The organism is Tatumella terrea (assembly GCF_039523755.1).
Lineage (GTDB): Bacteria > Pseudomonadota > Gammaproteobacteria > Enterobacterales > Enterobacteriaceae > Tatumella > Tatumella terrea.
Genome location: NZ_BAAAFX010000013.1, coordinates 91743 through 111261, shown reverse-complemented (window position 1 = coordinate 111261; position 19519 = coordinate 91743). Strand labels below are relative to the sequence as shown.

The following is a 19519-nucleotide window of genomic DNA, read 5'->3' as shown; positions in this document are numbered from 1 at the left end:
TCGCGGATAGTCTGCCTGTGAAATGCAGAGACTGCCAGGATAACCCTGCCGGATATGACGCTGACCACCGATCAGCATCAGGCGGAGACGCTGCGCGTAGCAACGTCCCCGGTAAGTGATAAAGGCAGATACGGGATACCGGTGACGGGCGGTGATATCATTCCCCGCCCGTGCGGATTAAACTGACGCTAACATGCCGCCATCAACAAACAGAATATGGCCATTCACAAAATCAGATGCCGGCGCTGACAGGAATACAGCAGCCCCTTTCAGTTCTTCAGGTTTACCCCAGCGGGCGGCGGGTGTCCGGTGACACAGCCAGTCGGTAAATTGTTTGTCATTGACCAGAGCCGATGTCATTTCTGAATCAAAATAACCCGGTGCAATACCGTTAACCTGAATATTATACCGCGCAAGTTCCACACACATGCCTTTGGTCAGCATTTTTACGGCCCCTTTGGATGCAGCATAAGGGGTAATATTGTCGCGACCTAATTCGCTTTGCATAGAACAGATATTAATGATTTTTCCGCGCTTACGCTCAATCATCTTCCTGGCAACCTGCTGAGACACCAGAAACACCGATTTCTGGTTAACATTCATAATGTTATCCCATTGCTCCACCGGGAAATCGGTGAAAGGTTTACGGAACTGAATACCGGCATTGTTAATCAGAATATCCAGCGAACCGATATCCGTTTCGATCTGTTCAATCGCTTGCGTAACGGCTTGCGGATCGGTGACATCAAACGCGCAGGCATATGCCGTTATTCCTGCCTGCTGTAATTGCACCACAGCTTGTTCGCAACGCTCCCGGCTGCGCCCGTTGATAATGACTTCGGCACCATGCTCACCCAGTCCGTAAGCCATCAGTAATCCCAGCCCCTGGGTAGATCCGGTGATTAAGGCTCGCTTGCCGCTCAGATTAAATAAGTTACTCATTTTCCGACCCCGTATGACCAACTGTTACGCGTAACTGTACGCGCAACAGTCCGGGGAATAAACGTCTTTCTGACTGTTCCCCCTAAGCTTTGGGAATATATGTGATCCTTGTCAGAGATTTTATCTCAAATGTTCTTAGATACCGATCTCTGTTACGTGCTGAGATGCAGAGTAAAATATCGCGGTAAAGAAAAAGACAGACCTCTGACTTATACTATGGCTGGCAATTATGTTGCCAGAAACGCCCTGTTATAAAGGCCATGACCGGATGCGGGTACCCCAAATAATTTATTCTTCGCCTTTTATCGGCAAACTGACACTATTAAATATCGCTCCCCGCCGAATAGGACTAACTGAAATATTCTTATTTTTAAATAATTTGGGCTAACTCTATAGAACAGAGGACAAATAGCTGACATAATCCGGCGATATTTTAATCATATCAGTGTTTAAAATCTTCAGGCGACGGATGAAAATCAGCCAACACATAATACTCCGGCACGCTTATTACGCTTTGCACTGACTTCGGAAAATCAGGCAGAAGAAAATCACCTTGTAAATCAACCTAATAATATAAATGTGGTGTTATATGAATAACAAGGAAGTCATTCGTTCCATTGCCATTATCGATACCTGTAACTATACCTGCATGGCAATATCTTCTATATGCAGGCACATCTCTGACAATATTATTGTCTACACTTTTTCTTCGGTAGAAGAACTACTAAATCATCGTTCAGTACGTGAATTTGATTTCATTTTTTATGATATCCTGACTACCTGTCCGATAGTGATCGATCCCGAAAATGATATTTTAAAGATAAAGTCGACAAACCCGCATTGTAAGGTTTGTCTGCTCTCGGTGTTACACCAGTTTATGTATATTAAAAATGCCGACTTTGAACTGGACAAACGGCTTCCCCTGGACGACTTCAGCTTTTTCATTCGTATTCTTTGCCGGGACACACAGGGAAAATGCAAAAGAAATTATAGTGTTATATTCCATAGCCGCCTGGACCTGACAAAAGAACAGGTATCGCTGTTACGCGGTTATCTTTATAACCTGAATACTAAAGAAATCGCCGAACTCCTGCAGTGTAATCTGCGGAAAGTGTATTTTTATCGGGAAGGGGCAATAAAAAAAGGGCACAGTAAGAAAAGTTTTTTCCGCGCTATCGGTCGCCTGGTCAATCCCTGATGGCTCACAGCAGAGTGACAGGAAACTCCTCCGTCTCAGGCCTTATTCCCGGAAAGACGTCTGAGGTCAGCAGACGCAGATCGGGCATAAACCGGAAATCATGGTCGACAGATAGTTACTAAGAACCAGACGGGGTCGGTTATCAGTAAAACCCGGCCCTGCTGGCAGGAAAAATAATTAGTGTTGCGGCTGCAGGTGGTACAGATCCCGCGGAAACGATGAGCCACACGCTCAGAGAGCATACGGTTCTGTATTAATGCCCTGCCTTACCGCTTTTCTTACCACCCTGTATGCCCTGATCCCGCTATACCGCTATACCGCTTATCGCGGATTATCTGAGGAAGACGAACTGACGTAGTCAGGACAGGGCAGAGAATGCCAAAGAGGTTAGCGAAAGCTGTCATTCAGAACCGGTAGTGTTGTCTTTGCCGCAGTCAGCCGCGAGAGTGATCGGACGGCCTCAACGCGGTATTCGGCTTTCTGCCCAGCACTACCCACCGCTGGCTTCACTGACTATGATGATGATCTCTCGTCGTCTTCAAACCCGCCAGCGTAAAACGTCTGAAGGGTTCATCCAGTGCTGCTGACTGCATTGCGGTAACCTCCGGCCCGGGAATTGAATTCTGTTGCCAGCGCATCTCAGCATCATGCAAGGTACTTCGACGCTGAGCATACTGGGGCAGCAACGAGGGATCATTTTACGGAATACCGGCAGCGTCGCTGACGATCCGTTTTATTGTCTGAATGTTACCTATCCCTTTATGAGTCACAAAATCTGTAAGATGAACCGACAAAGTCAGTAATTTACTGGCCAGTACCCGCCCCTGCCGGCCATGACCTTCATTCAGTGTTGAGATAGAACTTTGCTGAAAAATACTCAGTTCTTCTTCCGCCGGTCGATCGCTGAAGGCAGGTAGATTGCGTTTTTCACCCTAAGAGGAGTGCCGGTGTGCCAGTGAAAGCAAATCAAGCGGGGATAGTATCGTTACCTGTCTCAATGCTTCGGTTTATATGGAGGTTTAAGTATGCAGGAGACCCCGGATTTACAGACTGACCTGCACGGCGCCGCTACGGCAACGTCGTGGTGAGCCTCTGCCACAATGACCGGCCTTAACGGCCTTACCCGCGTCACCGGCCGGATCAGGGGTAAATGATCCTGAGGGCTACAGCAAAAACTGGTAAGCTCGGCATACTGGAGCAGGCGCCGGCATTATTGCTGTCAGGGGAGACAAGTATCGGAGGCGAGCCTCTATCACGTCGGGATCCTGGCAAATAACAGCATTACAGATTCACGAGGTAAAATGAGTGTAGTCATCGGCACTGCGAGCAAAGAAGAAGGCCGCTTCCCCGGGGGGTCACCGAAATGATTGCCAGTAAGCTGAATTTCAAAGGAGACGACCTGCATTTCGGGCAGATAATCACCGCCTGTTATGTCATTTTTATCGTCTTTATCCCGTTATTCCTCCCGGACGTTTTATTCCTGGCCATTGCCCCGATGCGGTTGGGCTGACCGGAAATCATCGCCCATCTGCAGGCTCTCCGGATGATCAACCAGGTATTAGTCCTCCGGCCTGGTGACGGCGGCTTGTGTCCTGATGCCTGTGTCCCTCACTACGCTGCCCCCCTTGTAACCCACAGAGATCCGGCTTTCACCGACGGGTTACTGTCTTTTCCCGGTGTGGCCGCTGGTCTGCTGATAGCCCGGCGGATGGTTATTTCTGCCAGCGGCATGTCGTGCCGTGAATTCTTAATGAACGTCAAACGCCGTCTGTTGACCAGGGGATAACCGTCTTGCTTACTGAGCCGTGCCGCGATGTGTCGGCAGTCCCGCTTCTGCAGGACTGCTGCTTTCAGCGTAATTAACGGATACCGTTCAGCGTCACCGCTTACGGATATACCAGCGCAGAGAGTTAAAATAGAGCTCTGGTGATTTCAGCACCTTACCCTCTTCCACCAGCTGTAACAGGATGGCGCGCGTCACATAAATACTGGTGTCACAGCGGTCTGAAATTTGCCGTGTTTTAGGCCAGCGCTGAAGCTCCGGCAACGCACCGCTGCCACCGGCAGGCGAGCCGTTTTCCAGGCATAATGCTTCCAGTGCCTTGAGGATTTCGGTCTTTTTATTGCTGCGTGATTTCCTTTCACTATTCATAAAAACTCCGTGGGGATAATAAGTTAGCTTTACATGTTATAACTTCAGAAAATGGAAGATTTTGATTTTCAGCCAGCGGGAAAGCCTGACTTCAATCAGTGCGTAGTACACAGCCGATAACAAAAATGTGATCCCGATGCTTATCAATACCAAATTAAACCGATGGGGAAATGAATCAAAAAAATCATCGCCGTATAACAATTTCAATAATTCAATCATCGAAAAAATAACGACCATATGCAGAAGATAGAGAGAGTAAGATATTTTTCCTGTAAAAAGTAACCAGCCGGGATAACTTATTTTCTTCACCTTACTCAGTTTAAGTCCGGCTAAAAAAACCAGCAGGCAAGGTAACAGCATTATACTGGTATGATTATTCCCGAGTTCTCCGAACGGTTTATATAACCAGCCGACGGCACCCAAAAAATAAATCACAGACGCCAGCATCATTAACCACTGCGGAATACCTGCCCGTGCAGACATTTTCTGATAGAGCATCGCGGCCAGGATCCCTGCAAGAAAGTCTATATTGATCGTATCACTGATCATGCAGAGATACTGCCAGTAAAAGCGGGGATCGTTGTTCTGCTGTGACAGTATGACTTCCCGAGGCAGCAGCGTCATACAAGCGATTAAAATCATCATCAGGGTGCAATACCGGTAGCGGGATAAAAACAGCGTCAGCGCTACCAGAAGATAAAAAAAAACTCGTAATTCAGCGTCCAGCCATTATCAAGTAACGGAAGGCCATAAGACGGTGAACCCCCGCCATTTAACGGAATAAACAGCAATGACTTCAGCGCATGTAATCCCAGCCCCGGCCGCGGGGAATAATAATAAAAAAAGACGACATAGCCTAAGGTAATAAGCGCATAGGCAGGAATAATCCTGAAGCCTCGCCGCAGCAGATATGTCGCACTGCTGCGCCATCCGGAGGGTAAATAGCGTGTCGTTGTCCACGCCAGAAATCCGCTGACCATAAAGAAGATATCCACCCCCAGATACCCTCTGCGTAAAAATGTCTGTCCCAGCGGGAAAGCAAACCAGCTGTAGTGATAAATAATCACTGCCAGCGCGGCTATCGCACGGTATATCTGGATCATTTCTATCTGTGTTTTGTTACTTTCGCAGGACATGACTGACCTCTGTCTGTGATCAGACCCGGGGTGCTGATAATTTCAAACGAGTAACCGGGGCGGACTGTCGTGGTGTTGCCGCTCCGCCTGCCCCGGTAAGGACTCAGAATGAATAATTCAGACCCGTGGCATAGTTGATACTGGTGTTTCCGCCGTTTCCGCTACTGAGGTTGACGACCGCCTGTACCCCAAGATTTTTAGTCAGGGCGGAATTCATCCCAAGCCGGGTCTCCAGCCATTTGGTCGTCGTTTTTCCGGCATCTGCACGGTAAAACGATGTCCCGGTACTCTTCAGAGCAGCAGTGATGCCGGGGGTTGCCGAAATATTTTCATGCCGATAGGCCAGTTCAAGGTAAGGGTTAACCCGCAGTCCCTTCGCCTCGATACGCCATCCGGCAGTATACTGACGACGATTAACATGCTGCCCGCCAAACCGCATTGAAGTACTGCTGTCCGCTTGTTCATGGTAGCCATCGATGCGTGCACGATCATAGCTATACCCCAGTACCGGCCCCGTCGTCAGATAACGGGTAAGCCGGAAATCATAGCCGGTATTCACAGCAACACCGCTGAACCGTCCGCGGCTATTGCCTTTTTCATTTCTCAGCGCACTGCCCAGCCGGATCTGCCGCGTAATGTTGTGGAAATTGACGCTGCCGCTACTCAGGTCCACGTTCCCCCAGAGTCCGTTAGCCAGTTTCAGCTGGCTGAAGGCCCCCATAATGGTGCTGCCATAGTTATATTTGAACAGGGATGCTGACTGATAACGGTTATAGCCGGTGCTGTAGGTTCCCCCCACCAGCAAACCTTTTACCGGCTGTATGGCGAACCCCAGCAATGCATTACTGGCAAGCCCATGGCCGTTAAACGAGGAGATATTGTCGCGAACTTTCGCGTATTTGCCGCTGTATCCACCGAATACCGTGGCTTTCTCTCCGGTTTCCGATGCCCGGAGTGTCTGCAACTGCCCATCCATATACAGGCGCCTGTCTGACTGAACATTCAGTATTCCCTGTTGCAGGCTGCTGACCAGCAGAGGTGCATCAACAATTGACATCATGTACTGAGCCAGAACTTCATGGGCCACCGGACTTGGGTGAAACCAGTCAGAAAAAAGGTACACCTGGTCGTTATGAAAATTAACCGTATCCTCATTACATCTCGGTGCCCCGATACCGATAGGACAGATCGGCACCAGGATATTATCGAAGCCATAGGTTTTCGGAGACTCGATAATCTCATTAAATAAACGATTGATATCCGCGTAAACAATATTACCGTTTAGCTGCGATAGCCCCTGCTCCACATCATAATTAAACTGTTCGGTAAGCATATTTTCTGTATTGAGAAACCAGCGAAAAACACTGGCCGTAATTTCACGGGGCACAGTGATCCCTTTGCTGGCCAGCACATCCGCCAGCGAATCGATAACCGCGGACTGACGCGCCTCTTCCCCCTGAATCGATCCCAGAGAGCGCAGATAAGTATCCTGGATGGCATACAGTTCGAACAAATCAAACAGGTTACCGCCCAGAAACGCCTGAGCAAACCCGAACAGAGCCGTCCCGGTCCAGGGACTCATCCCTGCATTCGGAAGATTAGGAACCACCAGCATCCCGGCCCCGGCATCAAGCAACGTTTTTGCCTGGCTTACGACATTTGCCGGCGCATCGGATAATAAATAATGCTTCCCCTGGTCAAGCAGTGCACCAAAATTAAACTTCAGTAGCGTACTCTCCACATTGAACGAAATATCATTTCCGCCAATCCATAAAAAATATAATCCGTTCTTATCTGCCTGCTGTTGGTGGCTTGCGAGATAATCTTCAATTTGCCAGGCGGTTTTATACAGCGGTAACAGGGTAAACCCGGCCGTGGAACCCGCCTGCGCGTAGTTTGTACCTCCCTGAGTATAAGGAAGCAGTTCCAGCCCGGTATAAGCCCCGGAAATAATCTCTGAATAGAGTTTACTGGTGTAGCCGGAGATAAAACGGGTATCGTTGCCGGCGAATCCGCCGTCGCTGATACTGTCACCAAAGGTATAAATTTTGTCAAAAGCCTCTGCGGGCAGTGCGCCGGATAAACAGACAGAGACAATGACTGCATGGAGTACACGTTTCATTAAACATCCTTATTTAAATAAAAATCATCCTGAATTAACAGCAATATTTAACCCGTAATTAATTAAGTAATGAGTGCTGAACAGACTGTATTTTACCGTAATGAGAAAGCGCAATAACATCCAGGAATTGCGAACAAACATCACCATGATATAAAGAATAAAGCATAATCACTTTATTCCCTTCACTCACGGGGGACTGTAATTCGATTGATATTTTTTCCGCACTTCCTATTAAATGGATAAGATAGTCAGAGACAGCCATACTCCCGGAGTAACTGCGTCCATTATCCTGTAACGTCACTCCGGCATCAAAAACCGCCTCCGGATGACGGATAGTTTTCATCCCGAATATATCCGAATAGCAGAATCCCGCGGGTAACAGAGGCTTATTCTCCCGGAATGATGAAGCAAAGGCTTTGATAGCATGGTTATCATAAAAATTATGATAACTTCCTTCCTCCAGAGGCCAGCCAATAATTTTTTTATTCTCTAAAATCATCTCATTCAGACAACCGGATAAATAATATTGTCCGTTGACCGTCGCCCCTTTCAGAATGCAGCGTTGAGCCGCCTGCATAAAAAAATGCCCTTTCCTGAAGTAATAAAATCCGGCGATGGCCTCACGGCTGATGGTTCTCTTTTCTGCCACTTCCGTGATCCGCCCATCCGCCTGCTTTCTGATAAATGCCCATTTCGGGTGTAACGAGGTAAATGTCAGTACACCGGCATCCGCCGACTGCGATCTGAAGTGATCGATAATTTCCGTCAGATCGGCGCGGATATATTGATCGGCAGAGATAACGATCACTTCATCTTCCGGGTCGATCTTATCGATGGCCAGTAAGCAACTGCAGACTGCACCTCCGGTATCCCCCTGTATATGCAGTATTTCCCCCCTTCCGTGACTGGCAACCGAGATCATGGGTGAGAGCTGATACTCGTCATCTTTTTCTTTTGGCAGCAGAAAAATGCGTCTGACATCGGCAGGCAGGTGGCTGATGATTTCCTGAGAGTATTCAAATAAGGTTTTATTATTTATCTCATTCAGGATCTTCGGATAAGAAAACTCAGAACTCATCTCATACAGTGATTGTCCTCCCAGGGAGGTAATGACGGTGATCATTCTTTTTGCCCCTCAACCCTATCGATAAACTGCCTGATATTGGTGTAATTCACGTCATTCACGCTCTCCACCTTCATGACCCAGGCACCACTCTCTCTGGCTGCCCGCAAACCGTTTTCATTGTCTTCTATTACCAGACACTGCGCGGGGGTTAATTCAAGCCTGGCGATAGCTTTCTGGTAGATTTCCGGAGACGGCTTTCCATGAAGGACATCCTGGTTAGAAAGAAAAAACTCCAGTTTATCCAGCAGGTTGGCCCTGCTCAGCATAATTTCGATACTGTCCCGGATAGAATTGGATGCCACCGCCAGGCGATAGCCCTCATTACGCAAACGGGATAACGCGAATTCATGCTGGAATACGGGCCGGCAGTGGCGGAAAACGATATCCAGGGTATATTTCTGTTTTAGCTGATTAATAAAACCGTGTAATGCTGTCGGGAATCCATTTTCAGCACTCAGGATAGCCAGTTTGTCGCGTGTCGGAAGACCGTCAAATTTTGACAAGTGATCATGCCGGGCGATCGCCATCCCGAACAGGGCCAGCGCCTGATTCAACGCCTCGTAATGCCAGTCTCTGGCATCAATCAGCACACCATCCATGTCAAAAATGACGGCGTTGATTTTACTGTGCATAGAGAACCTCCCGTGCCTGATCCGGCACATCGGTACATAACATCAGAGCGTCGGTGACCAGCCCCCCTCCCTTGACCCTGCGGAGTTGCTGCCAGTAACCTTCAGGATTCTGCTGATGCAGCTCCGGTGATACGCAACAGACCGCTAGTCCTGTGGCGATCAGCCGCTGTACTCTTTCTCCGTCACACTGGCCATCAGAAAAATTATCCAGCCAAATCCCCTGTACCTGACTCAGTAAGGGATTTTCACACTCAAATTCACTGATCCTTGCAAACACATTGACCCCGGCGGCGATATAATTCAGCATGTCCGGGACCGACATATCAAAACAGAAATAGTTACTAATCCTGTATTCCAGCAATAGCGTCTTTAATGTCCCGGCAAGGCCATCACTTTTTATATTTAAGGCCAGGGGGAGTAACGGATCGTAACTGACAAATAACTCAAAAAAATCTCTCAGTAAAAGACATCCCTGGTGTGGAATATCATGAGAAATTACCAGCTCTCCGCAATAATCCCGGATATCCGTTTCGGTGCCGTATCCTGCGGCGAATGATCGGCGAAATGCCTGCAGGCTGTTTCTCTCTGCTGCGGTACGCCACCATCCCCGGTGTGATAAAATATGCATCTTCCTCCCTCATCCCTTCCCTTTGATGAGCAGGCATTCAGGTCCGCCGGCTGAACATCTTTATGGCCAGCCGGCGGATAAATGAAATATGCAGCGGGGAGAACTTAACCCATAAAATAGTACGCAGGATAAATATCCACGCTGAGCCTGCCTTTTGACTCAACCTTAAACCAGCACTCACTGCCATCGACTGTTGATGATGTAACATCACCCAGTCAGATGTTGTATAAATACTCGATAACCCTTTGTTTTTATAAACCTCACTGTATTTATTCCATAAAAAACCCAGAACCTCGCTGGAGTAAGGGACGAAATTATTGATATAAAACTTCTCCGAAGTCACTTTCAGTTTTTCTGAAGAAAACCGGTTCCCCGGAAACTCGCTCACCCCGGTCATCTTCTCTATATACTTCACCCAGAGATATTGTTCAGGCACATAACGCATCAGACTAAAAACAGAAAAACAGAAACACACTTCAAAGATTGATTCATCTGCCAGAGGGATATCAAACAGAGCGAATAAATCCTGTTTATTTCCCGCCAGCAGGATATCGCCCGGATGGAAGAGATAAGGCATATATCCCCTCGCATTTCGAGCAAAAAGATTGCCATTAATGACTCGCTGACGAAAAAGACTGTAAGCCTGATCCCGCGGGTATAACTGTTCTTCCTCATTCCGGTGTCGTAAAAAATACGTAATATTACGATTATAAAGCCTTGAGTCTGTACGTAACTTAATCACCTCGGTATGGGTAGCCCGCCCGATTCCCTCGCGGGAAGAAATAATCATCCGGTTAATGTTGGTTACCCAGTGCGCTTCCCCTTCCCGGTACACCAGCGGACCCGGATCTTCATTTTCAATAATGACTATCTGCAGTGGTTTCAATGACTCCTGCAATCGCTGGCGTAACGGTACAGACATCTTCCAGGTCGACAGGATAATTTCATCTTCCGGAAAGTGATGGCGTGTAATTGCTATGTTTTCGATAACATCACAACAGAGTCTGTTTTTATGAATGACTGCGCCCTGAAAAATAATACTTAACGGTCTCATTAATTGTTCCTGAGCGTTTTTACCTTTCTGGTTAACCATTTCCCCGACTTAATAAAAAACTCTGTCACACTCACACCCAAAAATGCCATAGAAAAATTAGTTAACAGTACTTGTCTTTCGCCAAAGTGATTAATACGTAAATAACTGGTACTCGTCGTAAAAAATGAGCAAAGCTCATTTTTATAATCTTCATAGCGGGCCGAGACGATAAAGACGGTGACACACTGACACTGTGCAGAGGTATCCATAATCAGTATTTTCACCAGCGTAATCAGATGTTCCCGGTAAATATCATATTCTTTGTCATTACTGACTTTAACAAAAAGGGTATATCTGAGCTTACCGGGACTGATAGCGAAATTTTTTACCCGTTCCAGATCGAACCCCATCTGAATCACCTGGCATTCGCTTTCATCCATGACCGGTATAACAGATTGCGGAAAGCCGTTGAGCCACAGGCCATATTCCTCTTCAGTGATCCCTTCGACATTCAGTTCCATTACTTCCCCGTTCACTCTGGTACGGCGTGCTGTCGTTCAGTAACCTGGCCACTTCCCGCAGCGACATCGGGAAATAGGCTCCGCGATAAAAATATTTCAGGTAACATGCTGATATAAAATTATTTATGCTAATTATCCGACGCTTTCTGATAAACCAGTCATCATTCTTTTTGTAAAATGGCGAAAAAAACCAGGAATGGGATAACTGGTTATTCAGAATAAAACACCCCACCAGCATACTCTTTTTCGTCGCCGGGCTGGCTGAGGAGTTCATGACCCGGGTAACCCTCACCAGTTCATTCGGGGCCATATCCTCACATAATATCCAGCGACTGAAATCACGCAGAAACTCACTGGTTTCGTCAAGCCTGACTTTAATCTCTTTAATCACTCTTTTTATCAGTAAAAAACGACCCAGCCCGCTCATCGCGGAGGAAGAGATACAAAGTAATGTTTCCTTTGAAGCACCGTATTTATTCGCAAAATGATAAATAAAGTTTCTCGCCTGTTCGTCCGACAGCCGGAACAACGGTTTTTTCGGAATAAAAGGCAACATTTCCAGGCAGCAACGACTCATTTTTTTGCTCCCCCGATAATCTTTTACGGCAACATACCCGTAATAGTGGATCACGGAGCGGGCATTCATACTCTGCGTGATCGACCAGGGATTAATAATGGTCGGGATACCTTCGTAACTGCAGCGTATGCCCTGTTCAATATCCTCATAATCGTTCCAGTAAAGCTGCTCATTCTGCGGTGCATGCTGCCAGACGGATTTTTTGCAGAGATACAAACTGCCGGTCAGATAATCGTGACCGAACTGGCTTCTGGCCGGATGCTGATAACAATAAAACAGCTTACTGATGAGAGACGTGTCTTTCTGTGTCACCCCTGTGATTGACAGCTCTTTCGTCAAATCCTGCTCTATTGTATTGAAATCAGAGTATTTTCTTGGGATCAAATTATACTGATCAGTAAAATAAAATGACTGAAACCCGGTCATCGGGTAGTCATCTCCGAAGCGCTGAACCGCCTGATAAAAATTTCGTGCCAGTAAAACACGATCATGCAGGATACAGAGATTCGGATACCTGGCTGCCTGCACCAGTACATTCTTTTTACGGGTGATATGTACCGGCGGAGCAGGTATATCCTGCCCTACGATCCTTACCTGCTTAAAAAAACGGAAGTCCGGATGCGGTGTACCACACAGAATGATCTCTTTTTCTGCAATATCCAGCTGCAGGATACGTTCGACACAGGCATTAATAAATGTCGGTTCTTCCGGACCCACCGGAATACAAAAGCTCCATTGGGTCAGCCCTTTATCCCGCGAGGCCGCCAGAGGTCTCCGTTTCAGATATACCCGAACGTCCGCCCCGGCCCCGGTAATTTCTTCAAAGGCATCACGGTAGTAACTCCGTTCCAGCAGTGTTTCGCACGCGATAGTCTCCCGGATATACAGCTTGCCGCCTGCCGGCATCTGATGGGTGATATCCCACAGCATATGCGCATAAAAGGCCGAATCATTCTGTACGTTCACCAGGGCAACATCCTGAAGATCCGCGATAAAAAACCGTGAACAGCCATTAACGATATGCGTTTCATCTGCCGGCCGGTCATGACAGTCTGAAAAGCTAATGACCGTCAGCTGGTCTGTATCATCAATTTCCAGTGAGGCCCGGGTATAGGGCCGATTCAGCGGGCGCGCCCTGAGTTTACGCTCATGTAAATAATGAATAATTTTCACGGGAATAGTCACCCTGTGGCATTCATGTCAGAAGGTAATCGCCTGTCTGGCTATCGGTAACCGGGAAAAATTTTGCAGGTCTTGCGGAGTACCCAGCCCATACATGCCATGCAGCTCCGTACCAATATTCATGATACCGATACGGCAACCGCTATTATTTTGCAGCAGATAGTTGTAGACAGGCGCGACATAAAACTCTCCGTGGCTAAGATCATTATTACGCACCATCTGCCGGGCGAAATGACAGAAATCGCGGCCACGACGATAGTTATAAATTCCGACAGTCGCTTCGTCAGAAACCACCTGTTTTTCGACAACCCGTTGTACCCATCCCTGCTCATCACACTGCACATAAGACCATTTGTTATCACTGGCCGTCATTGTCATGATCAGACCATCCAGCGACTGTTCATCCATTTTTTTCAGATAGTCATCAATGCAGGTATCGACCCATTGGTCTGAGTTAGCAATCATTAGTGGCTGGTCGTTATCAATATAGGCACTTGCGGCTAATACGGTACACGCGGCCCCTCCGGTAATTCCCTGTATCGGGACGACCACTGAACCCGGCGCGATATTTTCCAGTAACGGAACCAGACCATACCCGGCGATATGTTCTTCCTGACAAACAAAAATAAAACGATGCGGTCTGCAGGGACGAAGATTATTAACGACGACTTCAATCATTCTCTTGTCACCGATACGGATCAATGGCTTAGGATCGTTATACCCGGCCACCGAAAAGCGGCTGCCCCGACCTGCCATCGGGATAATAATATTGATCATATTATTTCCTCTGCAATGTATTTATCATTGTTCGCTCCGGGAATTTTCACCACCGTGATCACGCTATCCTCAACAGCATAAAAATCTGTTATCTGCCCGGGTTCGATAGTAATAATATCGCCACGATAATAATACTGGTCTGACATTCTGACAGCACCGGATACAATCACGGTGATTTCTGTCGCAACCTTATGATAATGCGCGGCTTCATGATCACCGGCCCGATAATATTTCACGGCAACTTCCATATTACTGGTACGGAATACTGACGGTTCAAAAGGACCGACAAACCAGCCCCGGGTCATATTCCCAATATTATTTTTTTCCATAGCTCAGTTACGCAGTTTGATAGTGATTATTACTTATGTAAAAAGAGTAAAAATCACTTATGGAAATAGTTTATTAGTCCTAGATAAATTAACTAAAAATCATACTTACGCTTTGTTATATTACCGACAGGGAAATATTTCCGGGCCGATCATTCCTGCCGGGAGATAGCTCAATGACTCTGCCAGGTATTCCGCCACAGGTGTGTAAGATGAAATAATCCCCCATACCTGTTCTGTCTTCTGGTGGTTACTGTCGCCAGTTCTGAAAATATACATTTTAATCTTTATCTGCTGTCTGCGGAGATGGTACTTGTTTTTTAATGCCATGTAAAACATGAAAAATAGCTTTAACAACCACACAAAATCACCATGTCGCTATAAAATATCAGAATACTATAAAAATGCGAACATTAATCCTATTTATTTTTTTAATTTAAAATAAAAAGATCGTTTATCAATTCCTTCAAAGTGTTTATTTCCACTTTCAACACCGCTTTTAATCTTTAAAATAATTAATCATCAGGACCAATATCAACAGAGTGAAACTTTCAGCTACTGTTAATAATTCACACAAAAGTTACTATTTATGGAATCATTCTTAATAAAAATCATTTATTAAAATTTCATAATTCACAGGAGGGGGTAATTTTCGGGTAACTGCGGGCGGGGAAAGTGAAGAGAGGGAAGCGGTTAACACCGGCCACACATTGTGTGGCCGGTACGTTCAGAAATTATAATTCGCCCCCAGGTAATAACGACGTCCGTCTAATGTCGATGAATAATCGTCATAGCTGACCGTTTTATCCAGCAGGTTATAGATACCGGCAAGCAGAGATAACGATTTAGTGACCGGGTAGTTTACCCCGGCATCAACGAAGCTGTAGGACGGGGTACCCTGCGCCATACTGGTGCGGCTCAGATACTCTGACGTTCTGCTCCGGAAGTTGATCCGGCCCCATACCGACAGATCCCGGGTCGTTTGCCAGTTCAGTGTCAGATTGATCATATGTTTTGGCATCTTATTCAGTGGCTTACCGGAAAACTGTCCGCTCTTCTGCTCGGAATCGGTATAGGTATAGTTACCGGTCAGTTTCCAGTCATCTGCCGGTTTCCATCCCAGCGTCGCCTCTGCACCACGCAGGTTTGCTTTATCAACATTGACCCGGTCACTGACAAAATCGTAATGCGTATTACCGATAGTACAGGCGGGGTCGGCACTGCTATTACACCGGCGAACTTCGGTGATCTTATGTTTAAAGTCGGTGTTAAACAGGGTTAAGCCGGCATTCAGTTGCTTACCGTTATCCCATAGCAACGCGATTTCTTCGCTCAGGCTCTTCTCGGGTTTCAGATCAGGATTCCCGACAATAATTCCGTTTGAGCGGCCTCCCCCGGTCATCTGCCCCCAGCTGGCGGAGGACTGGCGCAGATCCGGCGAGCGATAGCCCGCAGAAACACCACCTTTGACTGTCCATTGATCACTCAGGTGCCAGACACCATATCCCCGCGGGGTCCAGTGTGTTCCATAATTCTGGTCTTTATCCATCCGTATTCCGCCGGTCAGCGAGAAACTTTGGGTCATTGCCCACTCATCTTCTGCAAAAACGGCCCAGCTCCAGCGTGTCAGTTTATTCAGGCCCGCAGCAGCTTCTAACTGGTTTCCGTCATCGTGCAGCGTTTCATAACCATACTGTCCACCCAGCGTTATTGAGTGTTCATCCAGCAGCCATTGGCCTTGTGTATTCAGCGTCGTGTTGTAGGATTTCATCGCGCGGCCGGGGTTATTCGTTTCCTCCCGTTGCAGATAGCTGCTGGTATTCACTGCGTCATAATATCCACGATGTGTCAGCGCATAAGTGGTGTGCTCATAGCGGTTTTCACTACGGCTGTTCGGCGTACAGACGGTTCCCCGGCAGCTCTCTGCCGCCTGAGATTTTCCGGGCGTACTGTTTCTGTCCTGCAATTCTCTGGCTATATCCACATCGATACTGTTTCTGTCATCGGGTGTCAGGGTGAACGTGGCGGCACCGTTACGCATCCGTTGCTCGTTATAGCCATTGACTCTTCTGTCTTCCTGGCGACGGGAGAGTAACCCGCTGAGTTTCATGCCCAGCAGCCCGTCAATCAGCGGGCCGGAAACATAAGTATCGGTCTGATAAAGATCTCCGGAGCGGCGATGCTGCTGAAAAGTTGCTTCCGTATGCAGTGACCCCAGCCATTTCCCACGGTTATACGTTTTTTTGGTGATCACATTAATGACCCCTCCCATCGCATCCGAACCGTACAGCGAAGACATAGGGCCGCGGATCACCTCTATCCGTTCTATCGATTCCAGCGGAGGTAACCAGCCTTGTTCAATACCGGCATTATCACTGTTAGGCCGGGTTGCCCGTGTACTCACCCGCCTCCCGTCGACCAGAAACAGGGTGTACTGTGAGGACATTCCGCGGATACTGATATCGCTGCTGCTGCCCCCGCCGGTAACGACCACGCCGGGCACATCTTTTAATGCATCGGTAATATCTCGGTAGGCTTTGTCTTCGATTTGCTCTCTGCTGATCACAGAGATGGAGGCCGGGGCATTCTGAATTTTCTGTTCAAAACCCGTCGCAGTGACTACCAGTGTTTCTTTATCGGTAGCCTCTGCCATCCCGGGGAAAAATGCCGTTGTCAGTATCACTGCGAACGGTTTTACGCGAAGTTTTGTCATTATCATCGATTCCATTTGTTGATCAAAATGCTTCACCCTCGCCGATGACTGCAAACAGAATGCTCCATGTAACATTTTATTACACCGGCAGATATTGCCTATTGTACGAACAAATTAAGAAATGTAAATAATAATGAGAATTAGTATCATTACCATAAAGGGCAACAGCTTCCCCTTACTCTCCTCCGGTAAGCTCCCCATCAGAAGGCCCTCGTTCCGGATATCGCCGGAGAGCAGGCACACTGAATGCCCCGCCGGAGGCACATTACCGGCGAGGTTAATTAAAGATATCCTGGTAAACAATGTATAAACTTTTGCAGGGCTTATAGGCAGGGACAGAGGTGCGGTCCCCGTGATAACAGGGTGAGAGGAGGTAACCGCCTTACCGGACCACAGGCAGATCGCTGTAGCGGGTGGTATAGCAGGGTGACAACATATCGCGTTTCATTGCCCAGCGCTTTTCTACGCCCTGGCCGGCAAACCATAGCTGTCCTTTTCCGCTTTGATTAACGCCATCAATCACCCGCATCAGTGATTCACTGTCCGCCCGCGGCTTATAGTCATCAAACAGATTGAGCTGCGAAATGCCCTGACTGAAAAAATCCCCCAGCATGACTCCGGCCTTCATATACCGTGGCCCGTCCTGCCAGATGCTATCCAGTGCGGTCATAGCGGCGCGAATAATATCCCGGCTATCATGAGAAGGTGTCAGCAGTTTCACCGAGGCCTGGTTACCGTAGAATACCTCGTCCTGTGCATGCGGGCTGGTACGCAGAAATACCCCCACCTGACGACAATATTGCCGCTCGCCACGCAGCTTTTCTCCAGCCCGCACCGCATAATTACATATAGCCTCACGCATCGACGTATATTCAGTGATCCGTCCGGAGAATGAACGGGAGCAGACGATCTGTTGTTTCACCGGGGCAAATTCTTCCAGTTCAAGACAGGGTTCGCCCCGCAGTTCCCTCACCGTTCGTTCCAGCACCACATTGAAGTGTTTTCTGATAACCCAGGTACTCTGCTCCGATAAATCTCTGGCCGTAAGAATCCCCATCATATTCAGTTTCTTACTGATACGCCGCCCCACTCCCCAGACTTCGGCCACCGGTGTCAGGGCCATCAGTTTACGCTGACGTTCGGCATTCGACAGATCAACCACCCCGCCGGTTTTTCGCCAGGTTTTCGCCGCATGATTGGCGAGTTTGGCCAGAGTCTTTGTCGGGGCTATTCCGACCCCGACCGTCAGATGCGTATCACGCAGCACACGCTCACGGACTTCGCGACCAAAGGCTTCCAGGTTCCGGCAATGACGGACGCCGGTGAGGTCCATAAATGCTTCATCGATGGAATAAATTTCTACTGCCGGTGCCAGTGCTTCCAGCGTGCTCATCACACGCTGACTCATATCTGCGTATAAAGCATAGTTTGAACTGAACACACTGACCCGATGCTCGCGCAGAAGGTTTTTTAGCCGGAAATAAGGTTCCCCCATACTGATGTCCAGTTGCTTCGCTTCGGCTGAACGCGCAATAACACAGCCATCGTTATTACTCAGGACGACCACCGGTTTCCCTTTTAAATCCGGGCGGAACACGGTTTCACACGACGCATAAAATGAATTCACATCCACCAGCGCAAACATTACTGACCCAACGTTTTGACTACGTGTTTTACCACCCCGAAGATCTCAAACTGATCAGCATCAGCAATTGTTATCACGGAATGGGCGATATTCATCGGTCGCAGATGCAGAGAAGGTCTCAGCATCAGCTGCTTAACGGTAAACTCCCCCGCCACCGCGGCCACCACAATATCGCCATGCCCTGCCTTCAGTGAACTGTCGACAATCAGCATATCGCCGTCATCGATCCCGCCTTCAGTCATAGAATCGCCACTGACCCGCACAAAATAGGTGGCACCGGGATGCCGAATCAGTAACTGATTAAGATCGATACGCTGTTCAACATAGTCCTGTGCCGGCGACGGAAAACCGCAAGGGACACGACTGATAAAAAAGGGCAGATCCTGCATGGTATGCAGCTCTGCAGGCAGATAGAACGTCATGATCGGTCTCTCAGATTTTTACTGTATAAATATACAGTAATGCTAATGGAGTGTTCCGATCAAGATGGCTGGTCATTATTTTTTGTAAAGCCATTGTCCGGGAAGGAAATTTATAGTTTTCGGCATACTGCGCAGGTCAGTGGCTGCGAACATCTTACCGAAAATTCCAACTTTAACGCCTGCCGATCACAATCTTCTTAACAGACATTTGAGAAAAGACGATGAAAAATAATATTATTACTGCCACTCTTTCGGCCCCGGACTCCGGGTAATGTTTAGCGTAAGCCGGACTTTGACACGCCATCGGCTAAAAGCCATAAGCAGGAAGTACGTTCCGGTTCATGAACGATCTCGGTATCAGAAATACGTTGCAGATAGCGCAGGCTT

Annotated in this window: 16 protein-coding genes and 1 pseudogene; 2 read left to right on the top strand and 15 right to left on the bottom strand. The window is 47.8% G+C overall.

Annotated elements, in window-relative coordinates:
- Positions 1-177 precede the first annotated feature (177 nt).
- Entirely contained in the window at positions 178-942 is a 765-nt protein-coding gene (gene idnO / locus ABD035_RS08650; protein WP_343869390.1) for a gluconate 5-dehydrogenase, read from the bottom strand.
- A 589-nt stretch (positions 943-1531) separates the two neighbouring features.
- On the opposite strand from idnO, the gene ABD035_RS08645 reads away from it, so the two are divergent.
- The gene (locus ABD035_RS08645; protein WP_212714489.1) at positions 1532-2140 is read left to right on the top strand and encodes a hypothetical protein; all 609 of its coding nucleotides are present in this window, start codon (positions 1532-1534) and stop codon (positions 2138-2140) included.
- Between the two features lie 1363 nt (positions 2141-3503).
- A complete protein-coding gene (locus ABD035_RS08640; RefSeq protein ID WP_343869387.1) occupies positions 3504-3650 on the top strand; it encodes a hypothetical protein in 147 nt (48 codons plus the stop codon).
- Between the two features lie 369 nt (positions 3651-4019).
- Here the strand turns inward: ABD035_RS08640 and ABD035_RS08635 are convergent, their stop codons facing one another.
- The 14 genes and pseudogenes from ABD035_RS08635 to umuD form a co-directional block, all read right to left on the bottom strand.
- A complete protein-coding gene (locus tag ABD035_RS08635) occupies positions 4020-4292 on the bottom strand; it encodes a hypothetical protein (RefSeq protein ID WP_343869385.1) in 273 nt (90 codons plus the stop codon).
- Between the two features lie 36 nt (positions 4293-4328).
- Positions 4329-5395: pseudogene (locus tag ABD035_RS08630) on the bottom strand (acyltransferase family protein).
- 136 nt (positions 5396-5531) lie between these two features.
- Complete coding sequence (locus ABD035_RS08625; protein WP_343869383.1) at positions 5532-7550, bottom strand: autotransporter domain-containing protein; 2019 nt, start codon at positions 7548-7550, stop codon at positions 5532-5534.
- Positions 7551-7608: 58 nt separating this feature from the next.
- Positions 7609-8673 carry a sugar phosphate nucleotidyltransferase gene (locus tag ABD035_RS08620; protein WP_343869381.1) on the bottom strand — a complete coding sequence of 355 codons (1065 nt, stop codon included), beginning with the start codon at positions 8671-8673 and terminating at the stop codon, positions 7609-7611.
- Complete coding sequence (locus tag ABD035_RS08615) at positions 8670-9308, bottom strand: HAD family hydrolase (RefSeq protein ID WP_343869379.1); 639 nt, start codon at positions 9306-9308, stop codon at positions 8670-8672. The genes ABD035_RS08620 and ABD035_RS08615 overlap by 4 nt, the downstream gene beginning before the upstream one ends.
- Positions 9298-9936, bottom strand: a complete 639-nt coding sequence (locus tag ABD035_RS08610) for a PI-PLC domain-containing protein (RefSeq protein ID WP_343869377.1) — start codon at positions 9934-9936, stop codon at positions 9298-9300. Before ABD035_RS08610 ends, ABD035_RS08615 begins: the two co-directional genes overlap by 11 nt.
- A gap of 37 nt (positions 9937-9973) precedes the next feature.
- The gene (locus tag ABD035_RS08605; RefSeq protein WP_343869375.1) at positions 9974-10990 is read right to left on the bottom strand and encodes a WavE lipopolysaccharide synthesis family protein; all 1017 of its coding nucleotides are present in this window, start codon (positions 10988-10990) and stop codon (positions 9974-9976) included.
- On the bottom strand, positions 10990-11490 hold the full coding sequence (locus tag ABD035_RS08600; protein ID WP_343869372.1) for a hypothetical protein: 501 nt from the start codon (positions 11488-11490) through the stop codon (positions 10990-10992). Before ABD035_RS08600 ends, ABD035_RS08605 begins: the two co-directional genes overlap by 1 nt.
- On the bottom strand, positions 11462-13240 hold the full coding sequence (locus ABD035_RS08595; protein WP_212714479.1) for a hypothetical protein: 1779 nt from the start codon (positions 13238-13240) through the stop codon (positions 11462-11464). The genes ABD035_RS08600 and ABD035_RS08595 overlap by 29 nt, the downstream gene beginning before the upstream one ends.
- A 27-nt stretch (positions 13241-13267) precedes the next feature.
- Positions 13268-14026 carry a glycosyltransferase family 2 protein gene (locus tag ABD035_RS08590; RefSeq protein ID WP_343869369.1) on the bottom strand — a complete coding sequence of 253 codons (759 nt, stop codon included), beginning with the start codon at positions 14024-14026 and terminating at the stop codon, positions 13268-13270.
- Positions 14023-14355, bottom strand: coding sequence for a cupin domain-containing protein (locus tag ABD035_RS08585; RefSeq protein WP_343869367.1), 333 nt, complete (start codon positions 14353-14355; stop codon positions 14023-14025). The genes ABD035_RS08590 and ABD035_RS08585 overlap by 4 nt, the downstream gene beginning before the upstream one ends.
- Before the next feature lie 724 nt (positions 14356-15079).
- Positions 15080-17065, bottom strand: coding sequence for a ligand-gated channel protein (locus ABD035_RS08580; protein ID WP_343869364.1), 1986 nt, complete (start codon positions 17063-17065; stop codon positions 15080-15082).
- A gap of 382 nt (positions 17066-17447) precedes the next feature.
- Complete coding sequence (gene umuC, locus ABD035_RS08575; protein WP_343869362.1) at positions 17448-18710, bottom strand: translesion error-prone DNA polymerase V subunit UmuC; 1263 nt, start codon at positions 18708-18710, stop codon at positions 17448-17450.
- A complete protein-coding gene (gene umuD, locus ABD035_RS08570) occupies positions 18710-19132 on the bottom strand; it encodes a translesion error-prone DNA polymerase V autoproteolytic subunit (RefSeq protein ID WP_343869360.1) in 423 nt (140 codons plus the stop codon). The genes umuC and umuD overlap by 1 nt, the downstream gene beginning before the upstream one ends.
- Between the last annotated feature and the right edge of the window lie 387 nt (positions 19133-19519).

Coding starts and splice junctions, on each gene's coding strand:
- ABD035_RS08590 (WP_343869369.1), bottom strand. CDS start 14,026: ATGATCAATATTATTATCCCGATGGCAGGTCGGGGCAGCCGCTTTTCG.
- ABD035_RS08645 (WP_212714489.1), top strand. CDS start 1,532: ATGAATAACAAGGAAGTCATTCGTTCCATTGCCATTATCGATACCTGT.
- umuD (WP_343869360.1), bottom strand. CDS start 19,132: ATGACGTTCTATCTGCCTGCAGAGCTGCATACCATGCAGGATCTGCCC.
- idnO (WP_343869390.1), bottom strand. CDS start 942: ATGAGTAACTTATTTAATCTGAGCGGCAAGCGAGCCTTAATCACCGGA.
- ABD035_RS08610 (WP_343869377.1), bottom strand. CDS start 9,936: ATGCATATTTTATCACACCGGGGATGGTGGCGTACCGCAGCAGAGAGA.
- umuC (WP_343869362.1), bottom strand. CDS start 18,710: ATGTTTGCGCTGGTGGATGTGAATTCATTTTATGCGTCGTGTGAAACC.
- ABD035_RS08580 (WP_343869364.1), bottom strand. CDS start 17,065: ATGACAAAACTTCGCGTAAAACCGTTCGCAGTGATACTGACAACGGCA.
- ABD035_RS08620 (WP_343869381.1), bottom strand. CDS start 8,673: ATGATCACCGTCATTACCTCCCTGGGAGGACAATCACTGTATGAGATG.
- ABD035_RS08585 (WP_343869367.1), bottom strand. CDS start 14,355: ATGGAAAAAAATAATATTGGGAATATGACCCGGGGCTGGTTTGTCGGT.
- ABD035_RS08640 (WP_343869387.1), top strand. CDS start 3,504: ATGATTGCCAGTAAGCTGAATTTCAAAGGAGACGACCTGCATTTCGGG.
- ABD035_RS08615 (WP_343869379.1), bottom strand. CDS start 9,308: ATGCACAGTAAAATCAACGCCGTCATTTTTGACATGGATGGTGTGCTG.
- ABD035_RS08600 (WP_343869372.1), bottom strand. CDS start 11,490: ATGGAACTGAATGTCGAAGGGATCACTGAAGAGGAATATGGCCTGTGG.
- ABD035_RS08625 (WP_343869383.1), bottom strand. CDS start 7,550: ATGAAACGTGTACTCCATGCAGTCATTGTCTCTGTCTGTTTATCCGGC.
- ABD035_RS08605 (WP_343869375.1), bottom strand. CDS start 10,990: ATGAGACCGTTAAGTATTATTTTTCAGGGCGCAGTCATTCATAAAAAC.
- ABD035_RS08635 (WP_343869385.1), bottom strand. CDS start 4,292: ATGAATAGTGAAAGGAAATCACGCAGCAATAAAAAGACCGAAATCCTC.